The organism is Streptomyces sp. NPDC107575, assembly GCF_055657265.1.
The window spans coordinates 314,049-333,290 of sequence record NZ_JBVKBG010000006.1; the positions used below are offsets into that span (position 1 = coordinate 314,049).

The 19,242-nt window shown below is 70.6% G+C and carries 15 protein-coding genes and 1 pseudogene; 8 read left to right on the forward strand and 8 right to left on the reverse strand.

The annotated features are described in order from the left end of the window. Nucleotides 1-110 precede the first annotated feature (110 nt). Nucleotides 111-2,342 (forward strand): ATP-binding SpoIIE family protein phosphatase, encoded by a 2,232-nt coding sequence (locus ACZ7L4_RS30890; RefSeq protein WP_472107778.1) that lies wholly within the window; start codon nt 111-113, stop codon nt 2,340-2,342. On the opposite strand, the pseudogene ACZ7L4_RS30895 reads toward ACZ7L4_RS30890, so the two are convergent. From ACZ7L4_RS30895 to ACZ7L4_RS30905, 3 genes and pseudogenes are all read right to left on the reverse strand, one after another. Next, nucleotides 2,279-3,370, reverse strand: a pseudogene (locus ACZ7L4_RS30895) (AI-2E family transporter); the annotation flags it as partial. The gene ACZ7L4_RS30890 and the pseudogene ACZ7L4_RS30895 overlap by 64 nt on opposite strands. 84 nt (nt 3,371-3,454) lie before the next feature. Beyond that, a complete protein-coding gene (locus tag ACZ7L4_RS30900; protein WP_472107780.1) occupies nt 3,455-4,423 on the reverse strand; it encodes a pirin family protein in 969 nt (322 codons plus the stop codon). 178 nt (nt 4,424-4,601) lie between these two features. Then, a complete protein-coding gene (locus ACZ7L4_RS30905; RefSeq protein WP_399229007.1) occupies nt 4,602-5,057 on the reverse strand; it encodes an SseB family protein in 456 nt (151 codons plus the stop codon). 142 nt (nt 5,058-5,199) lie between these two features. Here ACZ7L4_RS30905 and ACZ7L4_RS30910 point away from each other — a divergent pair, with 142 nt between their 5' ends. The 3 genes from ACZ7L4_RS30910 to ACZ7L4_RS30920 all read left to right on the forward strand — a co-directional run bounded on the left by ACZ7L4_RS30910 (nt 5,200) and on the right by ACZ7L4_RS30920 (nt 8,807). Next, the gene (locus ACZ7L4_RS30910) at nt 5,200-7,038 is read left to right on the forward strand and encodes an acyl-CoA dehydrogenase (RefSeq protein WP_472107782.1); all 1,839 of its coding nucleotides are present in this window, start codon (nt 5,200-5,202) and stop codon (nt 7,036-7,038) included. Nucleotides 7,039-7,206: 168 nt separating this feature from the next. Further along, nucleotides 7,207-8,505, forward strand: a complete 1,299-nt coding sequence (locus ACZ7L4_RS30915; protein WP_472107784.1) for a M18 family aminopeptidase — start codon at nt 7,207-7,209, stop codon at nt 8,503-8,505. A gap of 80 nt (nt 8,506-8,585) precedes the next feature. Continuing rightward, nucleotides 8,586-8,807 (forward strand): DUF6458 family protein, encoded by a 222-nt coding sequence (locus ACZ7L4_RS30920; protein ID WP_422408294.1) that lies wholly within the window; start codon nt 8,586-8,588, stop codon nt 8,805-8,807. A gap of 3 nt (nt 8,808-8,810) precedes the next feature. On the opposite strand, the gene ACZ7L4_RS30925 is transcribed toward ACZ7L4_RS30920, so the two are convergent. After that, nucleotides 8,811-10,637 (reverse strand): NHL domain-containing thioredoxin family protein, encoded by a 1,827-nt coding sequence (locus tag ACZ7L4_RS30925; RefSeq protein WP_472107786.1) that lies wholly within the window; start codon nt 10,635-10,637, stop codon nt 8,811-8,813. 100 nt (nt 10,638-10,737) lie between these two features. Between ACZ7L4_RS30925 and ACZ7L4_RS30930 the strand changes: the two genes are divergently transcribed. After that, the gene (locus ACZ7L4_RS30930) at nt 10,738-11,595 is read left to right on the forward strand and encodes a YhjD/YihY/BrkB family envelope integrity protein (protein WP_472107788.1); all 858 of its coding nucleotides are present in this window, start codon (nt 10,738-10,740) and stop codon (nt 11,593-11,595) included. A 52-nt stretch (nt 11,596-11,647) separates the two neighbouring features. Here ACZ7L4_RS30930 and ACZ7L4_RS30935 read toward each other — a convergent pair whose 3' ends face one another. Further along, a complete protein-coding gene (locus ACZ7L4_RS30935) occupies nt 11,648-13,186 on the reverse strand; it encodes an FG-GAP-like repeat-containing protein (RefSeq protein ID WP_472107790.1) in 1,539 nt (512 codons plus the stop codon). A 192-nt stretch (nt 13,187-13,378) separates the two neighbouring features. Here ACZ7L4_RS30935 and ACZ7L4_RS30940 point away from each other — a divergent pair, with 192 nt between their 5' ends. After that, nucleotides 13,379-13,879, forward strand: a complete 501-nt coding sequence (locus ACZ7L4_RS30940; protein ID WP_422408300.1) for an LURP-one-related/scramblase family protein — start codon at nt 13,379-13,381, stop codon at nt 13,877-13,879. Between the two features lie 231 nt (nt 13,880-14,110). Here ACZ7L4_RS30940 and ACZ7L4_RS30945 read toward each other — a convergent pair whose 3' ends face one another. Continuing rightward, a complete protein-coding gene (locus ACZ7L4_RS30945) occupies nt 14,111-14,920 on the reverse strand; it encodes a carbon-nitrogen family hydrolase (RefSeq protein ID WP_472107791.1) in 810 nt (269 codons plus the stop codon). A 179-nt stretch (nt 14,921-15,099) separates the two neighbouring features. On the opposite strand from ACZ7L4_RS30945, the gene ACZ7L4_RS30950 reads away from it, so the two are divergent. Beyond that, entirely contained in the window at nt 15,100-15,924 is an 825-nt protein-coding gene (locus ACZ7L4_RS30950; RefSeq protein WP_472107793.1) for a maleylpyruvate isomerase family mycothiol-dependent enzyme, read from the forward strand. A 270-nt stretch (nt 15,925-16,194) separates the two neighbouring features. Here the strand turns inward: ACZ7L4_RS30950 and ACZ7L4_RS30955 are convergent, their stop codons facing one another. Together ACZ7L4_RS30955 and ACZ7L4_RS30960 are read right to left on the reverse strand one after the other, a co-directional pair. After that, a complete protein-coding gene (locus tag ACZ7L4_RS30955) occupies nt 16,195-17,517 on the reverse strand; it encodes an MFS transporter (RefSeq protein ID WP_472107794.1) in 1,323 nt (440 codons plus the stop codon). Further along, a complete protein-coding gene (locus ACZ7L4_RS30960) occupies nt 17,514-18,185 on the reverse strand; it encodes a GntR family transcriptional regulator (RefSeq protein ID WP_472107795.1) in 672 nt (223 codons plus the stop codon). The genes ACZ7L4_RS30955 and ACZ7L4_RS30960 overlap by 4 nt, the downstream gene beginning before the upstream one ends. A gap of 163 nt (nt 18,186-18,348) precedes the next feature. Here ACZ7L4_RS30960 and ACZ7L4_RS30965 point away from each other — a divergent pair, with 163 nt between their 5' ends. Further along, nucleotides 18,349-19,227, forward strand: coding sequence for a D-alanyl-D-alanine carboxypeptidase family protein (locus ACZ7L4_RS30965; protein ID WP_472107797.1), 879 nt, complete (start codon nt 18,349-18,351; stop codon nt 19,225-19,227). Nucleotides 19,228-19,242: the final 15 nt, after the last annotated feature.

A 19,242-nucleotide genomic window follows, 5' to 3' on the forward strand; every position in this document is an offset into this window, starting at 1 on the left:
GGGATCCCCCCAAGCGTACCGGGCACAGCGGCCGCTCCGGGCGGCCCGTCGGCCCCGCCCGGCCGCGCCTCTGGTGGCACCCGGCGATCACCTCTTTCTACAGTGGGGCAATGCGCACTGGTGAGCCCCTCCCTCCCGTGGAGGACGTTCTCGCCGCTCTGGCCACCGGGCTGTGGCGATGGGACAACCGGGCGGGGCTCGTCACGTTCGACGCCGAGGCCGCCCGGCTGATCGGGCTGCCCGCCGCCGCGGGCGAGCCGGTCACCCTGACGGAGGCCGCCGCCCGCGCCCGTTTCCATCCGGTCGACTGGAACGAGATAGACGGCATCGTGCAGCTCGCCGTCGCCGAGGGCACGCTCGCCGAGGCCCGGCTGCGCGTCATGGACGGCGAGGGCCGTGTGCTGCGCACCGTACGCAGCCGCTCCAAGCCGATCGCGCACGGCGACGCCCAGGACTCGTACGAGCTGATCGGCACGCTCCAGGAGGTCTCCGAGCCGCCGCCGGAGGCCGCGTCGCGCACCCCGGTGACCGGCGACTGGCGGCGCTCGCGGGAGGCTTTCCTGCTGGACGCGGGGCGGGCGCTCGCCGAGGCGGGGTCCACGGAGGAGGTGCTGCGGGTCGCCGCGGGGCTCTCCATGCCGGGGTTCTCGCCGGACGGCCTCGCGGTGTTCGGTGTCGCGGGCGACCGGCTCACCGTCATCGGACACCACGGTCAGGAGGACGGCGACGAGTCCCCGTTCACCGACATGGACCTGCGCACGGACTATCCGGGCGCCGAGGTCGTCCGCACCGGCCGCGCCGTCTATCTGTCCTCGCCGGAGGAGTACCGCGCCCGCTACCCGGCGGCCTGGCCGCTGGCCGCCCGCTTCGAGCGCAAGTCGTGGGCGTTCCTGCCGCTGGTCGTCGCGGGCCACACGATCGGCGCGTGGATGGCGGGCTTCACCTACCCGGTGTCCTTCACGCCCGACGAGCGCTCGGTCCTCACCACGGTCGCCCGGATGCTGGCGCAGGCCCTCTCCCGGGCCGGGGTCGCCGAGTCCGAGCGGGAGCTCACCGACGGCCTGCAGAAGACGATGCTGCCCTCGATCGGCCCCGAGATCCCCGGCATGACCGTCGCCGCCCGCTACGTGCCGACCGGCGGCGGCCTCCAGGTCGGCGGCGACTGGTACGACATGATCCCGCTGCCGGGCGGCGGCATCGCCCTGGTCATCGGCGACGTACAGGGCCACGACGTGCGCGCGGCGGGCCTGATGGGGCAGCTCCGGGTGGCCCTGCGCGCGTACGCCTCCGAGGGGCACAGGCCGGACGCCGTCCTCTCCCGCGCCTCCCGCTTCCTGCACGGCATCGGCGACACCGACGAGCCGGGGGCCGACCCGCGCTTCGCGACCTGTCTGTACGTCCAGGCCGACCCGGCCACCGGCGTCCTGGAGATCGCCCGCGCCGGCCATCCGGACCCCGCGATCCGGATGGCCGACGGCACCGTCCTCGTCCGCCCCACCGCGGGCGGCCTGCCGCTCGGCGTCGACCCGGACGCGGACTACCCGACGACCCGCCTCGTCCTCGAACCCGGCGAGACGCTGCTCATCTGCACGGACGGGCTGATCGAGACGGGCGGGCACGACCTGGACACCGGCTGGTCGCGGATCCGGGCGGCCCTGGAGTCCGGCCCGGGCGAGCGCCTGGAGGAGATGGCCGACGCCCTGGTGCAGGCGGTGCACGGCCCCTCCTCGCACCACACCACGGGGCCGCTCGCGGACCGCCGCGAGGACGACATCGCGCTGTTGCTGCTGCGCCGCACCACCCAGTCGGCCGCCGCCACCGTCGCCCGGCGCACCGCGATGACCATCGCCCAGGCCGAACCCGAGCGGATCGCGGCCGCCCGCCAGCAGCTGCGGGAGCTGCTGCACGACTGGGCCGACCCGGATCAGATGGACTCGGCGGTGCTGCTCGTCTCCGAGATGGTCACCAACGTCCTGGTGCACACCGACGGCGACGCGCTCCTGGTCGCCGAGATGACCCGGCACGGCGCCGAACCCCGTCGGCTGCGCGTGGAGGTCGCGGACGCCTCCGACGACCTGCCGCACAAGCGACGCCCCGGCGAGCTGGCGTCGTCGGGGCGCGGTCTGGTGCTGATGGAGCTGCTCGCCGACCGCTGGGGCGTGGACCCGCGGGGCGAGGGCAAGAGCATCTGGTTCGAGCTCTACGAACCTTCGGGGGACCCGGCGGGCCCGGGAGCCTCGGAGGACCCGGAGGACCCGGAGGACCCGGCCGCCCCGGACACCCCGTCACCCGTTTCACGTGAAACAGAAGGCGGGTCGTCGCCCATGTCCTCCGGCGCGTAACGCCTCCTCAGCTCCCCGAGGACGCCGAACGCGGCGGCCACCAGCGGCACGGCGAGCAGCATCCCGAGAATGCCCGCGACCGCCGCTCCCGCCGTGATCGCCAGCATCACCATCGCGGGGTGCATCTGGACGGTCCGCGACTGGATCATCGGCTGCAGGATGTGCCCCTCCAGCTGCTGCACGGCGAGGATCACCCCGAGCGTCCACAGGGCGATGATCAGCCCCCGGTCGGCGAGCGCCACGAGCACGGCGACGGCCCCGGACAGCGTCGCGCCCAGGTAGGGGATGTACGCGCCGACGAAGACCAGCGCGCCGAGCCCGACCGCGCCCGGCACCTGAAGGATCAGCAGCCCGATCGTGATGCAGATGGCGTCGATGAGCGCGATGAACGTCGTGCCGCGCATGAATCCGGAGATCGCCTCGAAGGCCCGGCGCCCCATGGCCTCCAGGATCTCGCCGTGGTGCGGGGCGATGCTGCGCGCGAGCCCCGTGGCCCGGTTGGAGTCCTTCAGGAAGAAGAAGGTGAGCAGCAGCGCGAGGACGCTCGTGGCGAGCAGCGAGCCGAGCGCGGACAGCCCGGCGATCACCCCGCCCGCCAGGTTGGAGCCCCACTTGCCGACCTGGTCCTTGGCGTTGTCGGCGACGTTGCCGAGGTCGTCGGCGCCGACGATGCCCACATGGTCCCTGAGCCAGTCGCCGGCCTGCCGGAGCGAGTCGACGATCTGCTCGCCGGTGTCGATCAGCGCGGTGACGACGATGTAGCCGGCGCCGCCGACCACGGCGACGAGCGCGACGCAGGTGAGGATGGCGGCCAGCGCGCGCGGCAGCTTCAGCTTCGTCAGCCACTCGAAGACCGGGCCGAGCAGCGCGGTGCCGAGCAGCGCGAGCAGCACGGGCGTGACGGCCGACTGGAAGATGATGACCAGCGCGATCCCGACGGCGGCGACGCCCACGACGAGCAGGACGACGACGCACCAGGCGGCGAGGCGGCGGGCGGGGTCGGGGAGGAGTGGCTTACCGGTCTGCACCCCGCCAGTTGATCACGTGTGCGAAACGCCCCGCCTCCCGGCCGGGTCCGGCCGAGTGACGGGGCGTCACCATCTGTCGGCGCATCAGCCGGTGTGCGGCAGCCGCTCCTTGCTGGGGATGACGCCCAGGCGTCCGGCCTGGAAGTCGTCGAAGGCCTGCTGCAGTTCGGCCTTGTTGTTCATCACGAACGGGCCGTAGTGCGCCATCGGCTCACGGATCGGCTGCCCGCCCAGGATGACCACTTCGAGGTCGGGGGTGTTCGCGTCCTGCGACTCGTCGGCGCGCACGGTCAGGGACGAGCCCGCGCCGAACACGGCGGTCTGCCCGGTGTGCACGGGCCGCCGGTCGGCGCCGACGGAGCCCTTGCCCGCGAGCACGTACACCAGCCCGTTGTAGTCCTCGCGCCAGGGCAGCGTCGCCTCGGCGCCCGGGCGGACGGTGGCGTGCACCATCGTGATCGGGGTGTGCGTGATGCCGGGGCCCTCGTTGCCGTCCAGCTCACCGGCGATGACGCGGAGCAGCGCGCCGCCGTCGGCGGTCGTGAGCAGCTTGACCTGGCCGCCGCGGATGTCCTGGTACCGCGGGTTCTTCATCTTGTCCTTGGCGGGCAGGTTGACCCACAGCTGGAGGCCGTGGAACAGACCGCCGGACATGACGAGCGACTCCGGCGGCGTCTCGATGTGCAGCAGCCCCGAGCCGGCCGTCATCCACTGGGTGTCGCCGTTGGTGATGGTGCCGCCACCGCCGTGCGAGTCCTGGTGGATGAAGGTGCCGTCGATGATGTACGTGACGGTCTCGAAGCCGCGGTGCGGGTGCCAAGGGGTGCCCTTGGGCTCGCCGGCCTCGTACTCCACCTCACCCATCTGGTCCATCATGATGAACGGGTCGAGGTGCTTGTAGTTGATCCCGGCGAACGCGCGGCGCACCGGGAATCCCTCCCCTTCGAAGCCGCTCGGCGCGGTCGTCACAGCGAGCACGGGGCGCGCCACGGCGTCCGCCGGCGCGGCCACACGGGGCAGGGTCAGCGGGTTCTCGACGGTCACAGCGGGCATGGCGGCCTCCTCGGGGTCTGCCATCAATTTAGTTGAACGGTGAACATCCTGCAAGTCGCCGACTATTCCCGGCAGCGCCGAGACCCGGTTCCGGGCATGCGAAAGGCCCGGACGCGGGTGCGTCCGGGCCTCCAGTGGCGGCAGGCAGGCTGGTCAGCCGCCCGCGAAGCAATGGCGCCTAGCCATACATGCGGCGCATCGCGAAGTCGACCATCTCCTCGACCGCCTTCGCGTCGAAGACCATCCGGTGCTCGCCCTCCATGTCGAGCACGAAGCCGTACCCGGTGGGCAGCAGGTCGATGACCTCGGCGCCGGTGATGACGAAGTACTTGGACTCCTTGCCCGCGTATCTGCGCAGCTCCTTGAGGGTGCTGAACATCGGGATCACCGGCTGCTGGGTGTTGTGCAGCGCGAGGAAGCCCGGGTTGTCGCCGCGCGGGCAGTAGACCTTCGACGAGGCGAAGATCTGCTGGAAGTCCTCGGCGGACATCGAGCCCGTGGTGAACGCGCGGACCGCGTCCGTCAGCGAGGGCGGCGACGGCTCGGGATACAGCGGCGGAGCCTGCTGCCCGTACCCGCCCTGCGGCGGCGCGTACTGCTGCCCGGCGCCCGGGCTCTGGTCGTAGCCGTACATGAAGGGAATGCTACCGAGCCGCTCAAGGGCAGGGGCGCCGCGTTCGTCACAGTTGGCCCACTGGGGGTTGATTCTTATTACCCACGGGTAGCATCCTGTTGGTTACTAGTTGGTATGCGTACGAGGACACGGAGCCGTCGCCATGGGGCACTACAAGTCGAATCTCCGCGACATCGAGTTCAACCTCTTCGAGGTACTCGACCGCGACAAGCTGTACGGCACCGGCCCGTTCGGGGACATGGATGTCGACACCGCCAAGAGCATCCTCGAAGAGGTCGCCCGCCTCTCCGAGAACGACCTTGCGGAGTCCTTCGCGGACGCGGACCGCAACCCGCCGGTCTTCGACCCGGAGACCAACACGGCTCCGGTCCCGGCCTCCTTCAAGAAGTCCTACAAGGCCTTCATGGACGCCGAGTACTGGCGCCTCGGCCTGCCCGAGGAGATCGGCGGCACCACCGCCCCGCGCTCCCTGATCTGGGCCCACGCGGAGCTGATCCTGGGCGCCAACCCGGCGATCTGGATGTACTCCTCCGGCCCGGCGTTCGCCGGCATCCTCTTCGAGGAGGGCAACGAGCGGCAGAAGAAGGCCGCCGAGATCGCCGTCGAGAAGCAGTGGGGCTCGACGATGGTCCTGACCGAGCCGGACGCCGGTTCGGACGTCGGCGCCGGCCGCACCAAGGCCACCGAGCAGGCGGACGGCTCCTGGCACATCGAGGGCGTGAAGCGCTTCATCACGTCCGGTGAGCACGACATGTCGGAGAACATCCTCCACTACGTCCTCGCCCGCCCCGAGGGCCACGGCCCCGGCACCAAGGGCCTCTCCCTGTTCCTCGTCCCGAAGTTCGAGTTCGACTGGGAGACCGGCGAGCTGGGCGAGCGCAACGGCGTGTACGCGACCAACGTCGAGCACAAGATGGGCCTCAAGGCCTCCAACACGTGCGAGATGACCTTCGGCGACCAGCACCCCGCCAAGGGCTGGCTGATCGGCGACAAGCACGACGGCATCCGCCAGATGTTCCGCATCATCGAGTTCGCCCGCATGATGGTCGGCACGAAGGCGATCTCCACGCTGTCGACGGGCTACCTCAACGCCCTCGAGTACGCCAAGGAGCGCGTCCAGGGCTCCGACCTCGCGCGCAGCACGGACAAGACCGCGCCGAAGGTCACCATCACGCACCACCCGGACGTGCGCCGCTCCCTCATGACGCAGAAGGCCTACGCGGAGGGCATGCGCACGCTCGTCCTCTACACGGCCTCCGTGCAGGACGCGATCCAGGTCAAGGAGGCGGCGGGCGAGGACGCGGCCGCCGAGCACGCGCTCAACGACCTGCTCCTGCCCATCGTCAAGGGCTACGGCTCCGAGAAGGGCTACGAGCAGCTCGCCCAGTCGCTGCAGACGTTCGGCGGCTCCGGCTTCCTGCAGGAGTACCCGATCGAGCAGTACATCCGGGACTCGAAGATCGACACCCTCTACGAGGGCACGACGGCGATCCAGGGCCAGGACTTCTTCTTCCGGAAGATCGTCCGCAACCAGGGCGCCGCGCTCAACGCGCTCTCCGAGGAGATCAAGAAGTTCCTCGCCGTGGAGTCCGGCGGCGAGGAGCTCACCGCGGCCCGCGAGACGCTCGGCAAGGCCGCCGGCGAGCTGGAGGCCATCGTCGGCCTCATGATCAACGACCTGGTCGCCACCGAGCAGGACGTGAAGTCCATCTACAAGGTGGGCCTCAACACGACCCGCCTCCTGATGGCCTCCGGTGACGTGGTCGTCGGCTACCTGCTCCTCAAGGGCGCGGCCGTCGCCGCCGAGAAGCTGGCAGCGGGCGCCTCCGGCAAGGACGTCGCGTTCTACCAGGGCAAGATCGCCGCCGCGAAGTTCTTCGCCGCGAACGTCCTGCCGGGTGTGACGGGTGCGCGCAAGCTCGCCCAGACGACGAGCGAGTCGGGCGTCGACATCATGGATCTCGACGAGGCGTCCTTCTGACCCTGTCGTGGTGAGGCCCGTCCGTCCCGTGTGGGGACGGACGGGCCTTTGCCTTTGGCCACATGGCCGGAGCTCGTCCGCCGACGCGGCTACTCACGGTTGCGCGCGCAGTTCCCCGCGCCCCCAAGCACCTGCGCCACCCGGAAAGGCCTGGCCTACCCTTACCGCATGAACACCGCCTCCCGCCCCTTCGATCGTGGGCACACCGACGACCTGATGTCCTTCCTCGCGGCGAGCCCCACGCCGTACCACGCCGTGGCCAACGTGGCCGCGCGCCTGGAGAAGGCGGGCTTCCAGCAGGTCGCGGAGACCGACGCCTGGGACGGGACGAGCGGCGGAAAGTTCGTCACCCGCGGCGGCGCCGTCATCGCCTGGTACGTGCCGGAGGGCGCCGGCGCCCACACGCCGTTCCGGATCGTCGGCGCGCACACCGACTCCCCGAACCTGCGCGTGAAGCCGCAGCCCGACATGGCGAGCAACGGCTGGCGCCAGATCGCCGTGGAGATCTACGGCGGACCGCTCCTCAACTCCTGGCTCGACCGCGACCTCGGCCTCGCGGGCCGCCTCTCTCTGCGCGACGGCACCGAGCGCCTGGTGAACGTCGACCGCGCACTGCTGCGCGTCCCCCAGCTCGCCATCCACCTGGACCGATCGGTCAGCTCGGACGGCCTCAAGCTGGACAAGCAGCGCCACATGCAGCCCATCTGGGGCCTCGGCGGCGACGTCCACGAGGGCGACCTGCTCTCCTTCCTGGAGGACGAGAACGGGCTCGGCCGCGGCGACATCACCGGCTGGGACCTCATGACGTACGCCATCGAGGCCCCCTCCTACCTGGGCCGCGACAAGGAACTCGTCGCCGGGCCCCGCATGGACAACCTGCTGTCCGTGCACGCCTGCACCGCCGCCCTCGCCGAGGTCAGCAAGCAGGAGAACCTGTCGTACATCCCCGTGCTCGCCGCCTTCGACCACGAGGAGAACGGCTCGCAGTCCGACACCGGCGCCGACGGCCCGCTGCTCGGCACGGTCCTGGAGCGCTCGGTGTTCGCACGCGGCGGTTCGTACGAGGACCGGGCGCGCGCCTTCGCCGGCACGATCTGCCTCTCCTCCGACACCGGCCACGCCGTGCACCCCAACTACGGCGAGCGCCACGACCCGACGCACCACCCGCGCGCCAACGGCGGACCGATCCTCAAGGTGAACGTCAACAACCGCTACGCCACGGACGGTTCGGGCCGCGCGGTGTTCGCCGCCGCGTGCGAGAAGGCGGGCGTCCCCTTCCAGTCGTTCGTGTCGAACAACGCGATGCCGTGCGGCACCACGATCGGCCCGATCACCGCGGCCCGGCACGGCATCAAGACCGTCGACATCGGCACCGCGATCCTCTCCATGCACAGCGTGCGCGAACTGTGCGGCGCCGACGACCCGTACCTGCTGGCGAACGCGCTGACGGCGTTCCTGGAAGGCTGAACTCCTGTGTGAGGACGAGGGGTTCGGGGGTACCCGGGCCCCTCACTCAGTTCCGCACACACCACAGGAGGAGGGACCTCATGAGTCTGGGAGGTTGCATCATCCTGGTCGCCGTCGGCGCGATCCTCGCGTTCGCGACCGACTGGCACATGGAGAGCGTCAACCTCGACCTGGTCGGCTGGATCTTCATGATCGTCGGCCTGATCGGGGTCTTCGTGTTCCGCAGCGTCGGACGGCGCAGGCGCATCGTGCCGCCCGGCGGCACGACCGTCGTCGAGGACGAGCACGACAAGCACTTCTGACGTCTACGACCTGTCGTCCATCCCCGCGAGCACCAACGGCAGCCGCTCCGCCCCGCCCTCGGCGACCCGCACCGGCACGCCCCAGTCCTGCTGATGCACATGGCAGGCCGGGTACTCGTTCTCGGGGTCGTCGTCGCACGAGGCGGCCATCGCCGACACGTGCAGCACGCCCTCCGTGACGTCCGGGTTCAGGGTCAGCTCGCGGGCCAGATCCGTGCCCGCGCCCTCCCCCGCCACCAGCAGCTCGGGCGGCGTCGACGAAACGAGCAGCCGGGTCGAGGGCCCGTACCGCGTGTCGAGCTTCTGCCCGGCCGGGGCCTGGAACACCACATCCAACTGGAGGCGCCCACCCGCCACTTCGGTCGCCGCGCGCTGCGTGCGGTGGGCCACGGACTCGACGCGCACGGCCTCCTCGGGCAGCCGGAGCCGCGTCAGCCGGTGCCGCGCGGACTCGACGACGACCACGTCCCCGTCCACGACGAGCGCGTCGCTCGGCTCCCGCAGATCGGTGGCCAGCGTGCTGACCTGCCCCGTCGCCGGGTCGTAGCGCCGCAGCGCATGGTTGTACGTGTCCGATACCGCGACCGAGCCGTCGGGCAGCGCGGTGACGCCCAACGGATGCTGGAGCAGCGCCTGCCCGGCGTCCCCGTCGCGGTGCCCGAAGTCGAAGAGCCCGGTGCCGACGGCGGTGTGCACGGCGCCGTCCCCGTCCACGTACCGCAGCGCGCTGGTCTCGGAATCGGCGACCCACAGCCGCACCCCGTCCGCCGACACGGCAAGACCCGAAGGCTGCGCGAACCACGCCTCGTCACCCGGCCCGTCCACCAGCCCCTCATTCGTCGTCCCCGCCGCGACGGCGACCGTCCGCGCCTGCGGGTCGTACGTCCACAACTGGTGCACACCCGCCATGGCGATCCACACCTTGCCGCCGAACACGGCGACGTCCCAGGGGGAGGACAGATCGACGTCGAGGGCGGGCCCGCTGGTCGGTGACCCCTGCCACCACTGCTTTCCGGTACCGGCGAGAGTGGTGACGGTCCCCGTGGTGAGGTCCAGCGCCCGCAGCGCGTGATTGACGGTGTCCGCGACCACGACGGTGTCGTCGTCGAGCAGCGCGAGCCCCTGCGGCTCGTTGAAGGAGTCGGCCCCGAAGCCGCGCTCCCCGCTGCCGATCCGCCGCACGACGCTCTCCCCGTCGGCCTCCAGCTCCACCAACTGATGCCGCGTCGTATCACTGACCAGGAAGTTCCCCGAGGGCAGCAGGACCGCCTTGCCGGGAAACCGCAGATCGGTCGCGACCGGCTCGGGCGCCACGTACGGCCCCTCACCACGCCGCAGCGTCCCCTTCGCCGCGTGCTCCGCCTCCAACTCCCCGACCAGCGCCTCGATCGCGTGCGCGTGCCCCTCACCGGCGTGCTGCGCGACGACATACCCCTCGGGGTCGATCACGACGAGCGTGGGCCAGGCGCGGACCGCGTACTGCTTCCACGTCGCGAGCTCGGGGTCGTCGAGCACCGGGTGCTCCACCCCGTACCGCTCGACGGCATCGACGACCGCCGCGTGCTCGGCCTCGTGCACGAACTTCGGCGAGTGCACCCCGACGATCACGACGGTGTCCCGGTGCTTCTCCTCCAGCTCCCGCAACTCGTCGAGGACGTGCAGGCAGTTGATGCAGCAGAAGGTCCAGAAATCCAAGATCACGATGCGTCCGCGCAGGTCGGCGAGGGAGTACTCGCTGCCTCCCGTGTTCAGCCAGCCGCCCTTGCCGACCAGCTCGGGGGCGCGGACACGGGCTCGGCGGGCGGTGCGGGCGGGCGCGGAGTCGTTCATGGTTCAAGCGTGCCACGCGTGGCGTGCCCCGGCAGCGAGAGCCCCCGGCCCGGTGTGGCAGGCGCGCGCCGAACGGGTTCGTGGCCGACGCTGGGCAGTTATGAGTGAGAGCAGCGGGCGTGTCGGTCGTGGCGTGCAGTGGGCCAACGGGCAGGTCGAGAGGGTGCGGGAGCGGGTGCCGTTCGTGACGCGGACGGTGCGGCAGCTCGGGGCCGTGCGGTTGCTCGACTCGTCGACGCGGCTGGCCGCGCAGGCGTTTTTGACGGCGATTCCGATGCTGTTCGTGGTCGCCGCGTTCGCGCCGTCGGCCGTGCGGCAGCAGCTGCTGGACTCCTCGCGCACCGCGATGGGGCTCAGCGGGGACTCGCTCGACCAGGTCAAGCAGGTCTACGGGGCGAACGACTCCGGTACGCGCGACACCTCGGGCGTCGTGGGCGTCCTCGTCACGCTGCTGTCGGCGACCGCGTGCAGCCGGGCCTTGCAGCGGGTGTGCGAGCGGTCATGGGGGCTGCCGCCCGCGGGCTTGCGGCTCGTGGCCTGGCGGTGGCTCGCGTGGCTCGGCGTGTGGACGGCGGCGATCCTCGCGCAGGGCGTGCTGCGGGACGGCTTCGGTGCGGGGACGTGGCTGGGGATCGTGCTGTCGTACGTGTCGAGCGTGCTGCTGTGGTGGTGGACGCAGCACCTGCTGCTCGGGAGCCGGGTGGCGTGGCTGCCGCTGCTGCCGGGAGCGCTGCTCACCGGGGTGGGTGTGGTCGCGCTGTCGTGGGCCTCGCATCTGTACATGCCGCGCGTGCTGAACCGTTCGCTCGCGCAGTTCGGCCCGTTCGGGCTCGTGTTCACGCTGTTGTCGTGGCTGATCGTGCTGTTCACGGTGGTGTGCGTGGGGATCTCGGTGGGCCATGTCGTGGCCCGGGAGCGGCCGGTGGCGCGGGTGCTGCGGACGCCTGAAGCGGGATAGGGCCGCACCCCCTGCGAGGGTGCGGCCCTACCGGGTCCGTGCGGTGGTCGGGCTACCGCAGCGGGTTGCCGAACAGGGCCTTGGCGTCAGGGGCGCCGAGGTCCTTCGGGTTGACGGCGGTCGAGCCGGTCGCGGTGATGCCGGTGGCGGTTCCGGGGAACGACCACACGGCGCCGGAGGAGGCGTTCTCGCCGGTCGCGGAGACGGCGAGGTCGCGGTTGCCGTCACCGTTGGTGTCGAGCAGCCGGCAGCCCGAGCCGAACGCGTCGTCCGTCTCGGCGACGCCCGGCACGCCCGCGGTGTTCTGGTTGAACACCTGGGAGCCCTCGCCGGTCACGCCGTCCGCGCTGCCGTGCAGCAGCGCGACGGAGCCGGCGTCGCTGAGGCCGCTGAAGTCCTCGCCGGCGATGCCGAGGGCGACCTCGGCCATGCCGTCGCCGTCCACGTCGGCCACGGAGACGCAGGAGCCGAGCTTGTCGCCGTCCTCCTGGGCGCCGTAGAAGCCCGGCAGGGACTGGTCGAAGGTCTGGGTGGCATCGTTGTCGAGGCCGTTCTTGGTGCCGAACGCCACGGTGACCTTCTGGTTCGTCTCACCGATGTCGGACTCCTCGGGGTCGGAGCCGACGACCAGGTCGTCGATGCCGTCGCCGTTCACGTCACCGGAGGCCAGTTCCCCCTGGGTCTCCGGTGCCCAGCCGCGCTTGAAGCCCGAACCGCTGCCGTACAGGACGGTGTTGTTCCACATGCCGTCGCCGTTGTACGAGCGGACGGCCAGGTCGTCGCGGCCGTCGCCGTTGAGGTCGCCGACGGCGTTGAAGAACACGGGTCCGGTCGTCGAGTCGGGGCCGTCCACGCAGCCGGACGCGTCGTCGACGCAGGTCTCGTCGTTCTGGCCGTAGCCCCACCACTCGGACTTGTCCATGAAGTCGAGCTTCTGGGCGGGGGCGCCGGCCTTGGAGACGGGGCCCTTCCACAGGGCGGCGCCCTGGTGTTCGGGGTCGTCGCCGTAGCTGCCCATGTCGGCGAGGAGGGCCAGGTCGGCCTTGCCGTCGCCGTCGAAGTCGCCGATCTGGGGCGAGCGTCCGTACGTGGCGATCTTCGTGCCGCCGGTCAGGCCCGAGGCGGAGCCCCAGACGATGACGCTGCCGGCGTCCTTGCTCTTGGAGCCGATGACGAGGTCGCTGTAGCCGTCACCGTCCAGGTCCCCCTTGGTGAGGTACTGGCCGAACGCCTCCTTGGCCGCGGCGGAGCCCGGGATCCCGCTGGTGGAACGGGAGATCAGCTTCTTGTTGGCCGGGTCGATCCCGTTCGCCGAGCCGTACGTCACCGCGACGTAGCCGGCGCCCGCCTGGCCGGAGATCGTGCCGCCGGGCGCGGCGGTGACGAGGTCTGCGTAGCCGTCGCCGTTGAAGTCCTCGGCAGGGTCGGCCTTCCCCGCGGCCGCCTTGGAGGTGGTGGTTCCGGTGGAGATCGCCCCCGTGGCCGCCTGGGCCGGGGCCAGTGACACGGCGGTCAGGCCGCCCGCGACGAGGGCCGCGGACAGCAGGCCGATCCGGTTCCTGCGGACACTGTGGGGTCGTGCGCGCAACATACGGTTCCTTTGGTCGTAAGGTCACGTCCACCTCATACGACCCATTAATCCCTCGAACGGTTGCACGTACCACTGAATTCGCTTTCTACGTGGGCCTTTTCGGGCCACCCGGAAGCCGCCGTTCCCCCATCCGGCCCCGGACGGTCGCCGCGGCGAGGGTCCTCCTCCCGACTTCCGGGCACTCATGGACGTATGCGCTACGAAGTGAGAGAGCGGATCCTCGGGATCGGCGAGGACTACTGGATCGAGGACGAGCAGGGCCGCAAGGCGTTCCTCGTCGACGGCAAGGCGATGCGGCTGCGGGACACCTTCGAGCTCAAGGGTCCCGACGGGCAGGTCCTCATCGACATCCACAAGAAGGTCTTCGCGCTGCGCGACACGATGGTGATCGAGCGCGGCGACGAGGAGCTGGCCAGGATCAGGCGCAAGCGGCTGTCCCTGCTGCGCAATCACTACCGTGTGCAGCTGGCCGACGGCAGCACGGAACTCGATGTCAGCGGCAAGATCCTGGACCGGGAGTTCGCGGTCGAGTACGAGGGTGAGCTGCTGGCCGAGATCTCGCGGCGGTGGCTGCGGGTACGGGACACCTACGGCGTCAACGTGGTCCGCGAGGACGCGGATCCGGCGCTCCTGATCTCGGTGGCGGTCTGCGTGATCCACCTGGCGGAGAAGGAACGGGGGGTGGTGGACTGACCCCGCTGGTGTACCGGCACCGTCGTTACGGCCTCGGGGCTCCGCCCCGAACCCCGCGGGCTCTCGTCCAAGAGCGGGGCTTCATCTTGCCCACCCGTTACGGTCGACCGCACCCGCCTTGGGCAATCTGCCGCCTTGGGCGGCAGGGTGGGCAAGGCGGCACCCCGGTGCCGCGCAACCAGGACGACGGCGCCGACCCCGGCACCGCCCAAGAGCCCCCGGTGCAGCCCGCTATCGACCGGTCGGCGCCGCGAGGCCCAGTCGGCGGTCCTTCAGCGCCGGGAACTTCTCACGGGTGACCTCGACCTCCCCCGGATCGAACTCCACCCGCAGCACCTCTTCCCCGGCCCCCGCCTCCCCGAGCACCACACCCCACGGGTCCACCACGACGCTGTGCCCGGCCTGCGGAACTCCCGCATGCGTACCGGCACTTCCGCACGCCAGAACGTACGACTGGTTCTCCACGGCCCGCGCCTGCGCGAGCAGCGTCCAGTGCGAGCGGCGCCGCTCCGGCCACCCCGCCGACACGATCAACGTCTGCGCACCCCGGTCCACCAACCCCCGGTACAGCTCCGGGAACCGCAGGTCGTAACACGTGGTCACGCCCGCCACCGTCTCCGGAAGCCGCACCGTCACCAGCTCATCGCCCGCCCCCATCAGCACGGCCTCGCCCTTGTCGAAGCCGAACCGGTGGATCTTCCGGTAGGCGGCGGCGAGTTCACCGTCGGGGGAGAAGACGAGCGACGTGTTGTAGAGGGGGCCCTCAGGGTCCCGTTCCGGGATCGAACCCGCGTGCAGCCAGACGCCCGCGTCCCGCGCGGCCTTGGCCATCGCTTCGAAGGTCGGGCCCTCCAGGGGCTCGGCCTCCTCGGAGAACAGTTCGTAGGCGAACGCCCCGGTCGTCCACAGCTCGGGGAGCACGACGAGATCGGCGCGCCCCGCCTCTTCTCGTACCAGTGAACTCACGCGCTCCCGGCGGGCGTTGACGGACTCGGCCACTTTGTCGTCATTTACCGCGATCTGGATGAGCGAGGCGCGCACACTACCACCGTCCTGGCATTCGAGCCGTCGGCTCTACGTCAACAACAGCCCTGCGTTCGTCACACCAAAGCACTGCCGGGGTGCCTACGGGCAGCGTAACTTAGCCTCTCAAGACACCCACGCCCGTGCCCGACGACTGTCTAAACGCCCGTGTACCACCGCTCGAGGGGTCCCCTTCCGTGAGTCTCCACCCCAGCCTTCAGACCTACGCCGACGCCTGGACCCACTCCGTGGAAGCGATATCCGAGCTGGTCACCCCGCTCGCCGAGGGGGAATGGAACCGGGCCACACCGTGCCCGGGCTGGTCGGTGCGCGACCTCGTGTCGCATGTGATCGGCGTCGACTGCGAGATGCTCGGCGACCCGCGACCCATCCACACGCTGCCCCGCGACCTCTACCACGTGCAGACCGAGTCGCAGCGCTACCAAGAGGTCCAGGTCGACATCCGCCGGCACCACACGGCACCCGAAATGGTCTCCGAGCTGGAGTACACGGTCATCCGCCGGAACAGGCACCTGCGGAACGAGTCCCGCGATCCCTCCACCATCGTGCGCGGTCCGCGCGGCATCGAGGAGACCCTCGAATTCGCCATGCGCAGGCGGGCGTTCGACATCTGGGCGCACGAGCAGGATCTGCGCTGGGCGCTCGGCAAGCCCGGCAACCTCGACTCCCCGGGCGCGTACGTCACCCGGGACCTGCTCCTGTCGATCCTTCCGAAGATCGTCACGAAGGACGCGGGCGCTCCCGCGGACTCGGCGGTCGTGCTCGATGTGCACGGGCCGGTGGAGTTCCTGCGCACGGTGCGGGTGGACGCGGACGGCAGGGGCACGATCGACGGGTCGCCCTCGCTCGGTCCTGCGGTGACGATCGCGCTGGACTGGGAGACGTATGTGCGGTTGTCGTGCGGGCGGGTGGCGGTGGATGCGGTGGCGGATCGGGTGAAGACGGACGGCGACGCGGATCTCGCGTCCGCGATCCTGTCGGCGCTGCCGGTCACGCCCTGACGTACGGTCCGGCCCGCCGCCCTTACGCCTCGGGGCTCCGCCCCGGACCCCGCGCCTCAAGCGCCGGCGGGGCTTGATTTTGCCCACCCGCCGCCGATCCCGAAGTGCCCGCCGAGAGCGAGGCTCAAGGATGTCGGCTGAGCCTTGGGCAATCTGCCGCCTAATGGGGTCTCCCCTGCTCGGAGCTTGTCGGAGAGCTTGGGGAAGGCAGGGTGGGCAAGGCGGCCCCCGGTGCCGCGCACCCATGGCGACGGCCCCAGCCCCGCCGGATCACACCGGGACGTGTACCGATGCCACCCGGGAAGCCACCAGGCGCTCACGCTCGGCGCGGGCCGCGCGGCGGCGCAACCGGAGGATCTGGCTCACGCCGAGTGCCTCCAGGACGAAGACCGCGGAGAACGCCACCCGGTAGTTGTCGCCGGTGGCATCGAGAAGCACCCCGACCGCCAGCAACGTCGTCATCGAGGCGATGAACCCGCCCATGTTGACGATCCCGGACGCCGTCCCCTGCCGCTCCGGCGGATTCGCCGGCCGCGCGAAGTCGAACCCGATCATCGACGCGGGGCCGCAGGCGCCCAGCACCACGCACATCAGCACGAGCAGCCACATCGGCGCCTGCCCCGGCCACACCACCGGCATCGCCCACATCACCGCGGTCGTCGCCACGGTCCCGAGCGCGAGCGGCAGCCGCGCCGCGTGGTGCCGCGCCACGATCTGCCCGTACACCAGCCCGACGACCATGTTCGAGAGGACGACGAGCGTCAGCAGCTCACCGGCCGTGCCCCGCGAGAGCCCCTGCGCCTCCACCAGGAACGGCAGCCCCCACAGCAGCAGGAACACCATCGCCGGGAACTGCGTCGAGAAGTGCACCCAGAGCCCGAGCCGCGTCCCCGGCTCCCGCCAGGTCGCCGCGATCTGCCCGCGCACATACGCGGCACCCTTGTGCGTGCCGGACGGCGGGGCGGGCTCGAACCCCTCGGGGTGGTCCTTGAGGAACAGCAGCATCAGCACGAGCACCACGACACCCGCGAGCGCGCTGCCCGCGAACGCCGCCGTCCACCCGATGCCGTGCAGCAGCCGCGCGAGCACCAGCGTGGAGACGAGGTTGCCCGCCATGCCGACGAGCCCCGCCAGCTGCGCGACCAGCGGTCCGCGCCGCGCCGGGAACCACCGCGTGCCGAGCCGCAGCACGCTGATGAAGGTCATGGCGTCGCCGCAGCCGAGCAGCGCGCGCGACACGAGCGCCATCGAGTACGAGGAGGAGAACGCGAAGCCGAGCTGTCCGACCGTGAACAGGACGACGCCGAGCGTCAGGACCTTCTTGGTGCCGAGCCGGTCGACCATCAGGCCGACGGGTATCTGCATGCCCGCGTACACGAGCAGCTGGAGGATCGAGAACGTCGACAGGGCCGAGGCGTTGATGTGGAAGCGTTCGACGGCGTCGAGGCCCGCGACACCCAGCGACGTACGGAAGATGACGGCGACGAAGTAGACGGCGACGCCGATCGACCAGACGGCGACGGCCCGCCGCCCGCCGGGCGGATCGCCGGGCAGGGACATCGAGGGGGAGGAAGGGGAGGCGGCTGAACTCATCGCTCGTCACCCCGCGCCAGGCTCCGCACCCAGCTGACGTGCCGGCGCACGACGGCGACGGCGGCCTCCTCGTCCCCCGCCCGCAGGGCGTCGAGGATCTCGCTGTGCTCGGAGAGCGTCTTCGCGATGCGGTCGGGGTGCGAGCGCATCACGGCGACGCCCATCCTCAGCTGCCGGTCGCGCAGCTGGTCGTAGATGCGGGAGAGGATCTCGTTGCCCCCGCTGCGGACGATCTCCGCGTGGAAGCAGCGGTCGGTGGTGGCGGCCTCGGTGAACTGCCCGGCGGCTGCCTGCGCCCGTTGCTCCTCCAGGAGCTCCTCCAGGCGCGCGATGAGCTGCGGCTGGGCGGGGACGGCCTTGCGCACCGCGTGTTCCTCGACGAGCAGCCGGGTCTCCACGACGTCCGCGATCTCCTGCGCGGAGACGGGCAGGACCAGGGCGCCCTTCTTCGGGTAGAGCTTGAGCAGCCCCTCGACCTCCAGCTTGAGCAGCGCCTCGCGCACAGGTGTGCGGGAGACCCCCACGGCCTCGGCGAGCTCGCCCTCGGTGAGCAGCGTCCCGCCCTCGTAGCGGCGCTCCAGGACACCTCGCTTGACGTGGTCGTATACGCGTTCGGCGGCGGGTGGGCGCTTCTCGGTCACGGGCTTCTCGGCGGCGGTCGCAGGCATGCGCACATCATAGATACAACACGTACGCAAGCCGACCGGCGTCCATCATGCGGGATGCCCCTCACCCCTCCCCGGGCGCAACCAGTCGAGCACTTCACGTGTCTCACACAGCGCGGCCCCGTCCCCAAGGGGCCCGTTTCCAGGGACATTTGGAGCATTCGTCTTGAAAACTCGCAGAGCGGGCACTGCCGTCGTCCTTGCCGGCGCCGTGATCACCAGCGGTGTGCTGACCACCACCGCCCAGGCCGCCACCGCACCGGCCAAGCCGAGCATCGCCGCCGCGGGTGGCTACGTCATGAACAACGGGACGGGTTCGAGCCTGTACACGAAGGCCGCGGACACCCGCAGGTCCACCGGTTCCACCACCAAGATCATGACCGCCAAGGTGGTGCTGGCCCAGAAGAACCTGAACCTGGATTCCAAGGTCACGGTCCAGAAGGCGTACAGCGACTACATCGTCAAGAACACCGCGTCGTCGGCCCGCCTGATCGTCGGCGACAAGGTCACCGTCCGCCAGCTGCTGTACGGCCTGATGCTGCCCTCGGGCTGCGACGCGGCGTACGCGCTCGCGGACAAGTTCGGCTCGGGCTCGACCCGTTCGGCGCGCGTGAAGTCGTTCATCGGCAAGATGAACAAGTCGGCGACCGACATGGGCCTGAAGAACACCCACTTCGACTCGTTCGACGGCATCGGCAACGGCGCCAACTACTCGACGCCGCGCGACATGACGAAGATCGCGTCCTCGGCGATGAAGAACTCGACGTTCCGCTCGGTCGTGAAGACGAAGTCGACGAAGCAGAAGGTCACGACGAAGTCCGGCGGCTACCGGTACATGTCGTGGTCCAACACGAACAACCTGCTCGGTACGTACTCCGGCACCATTGGCGTCAAGACCGGGTCGGGGCCGCAGGCCGGCTACTGCCTGGTGTTCGCGGCGACGCGGAACGGGAAGACCGTGATCGGGACGGTGCTGAAGTCGACGTCCGTCAGTGCGCGGACGTCCGACGCCAAGAAGCTCATGGATTACGGGTTCAAGAGGTAGCCCAAGCAGGTCCAG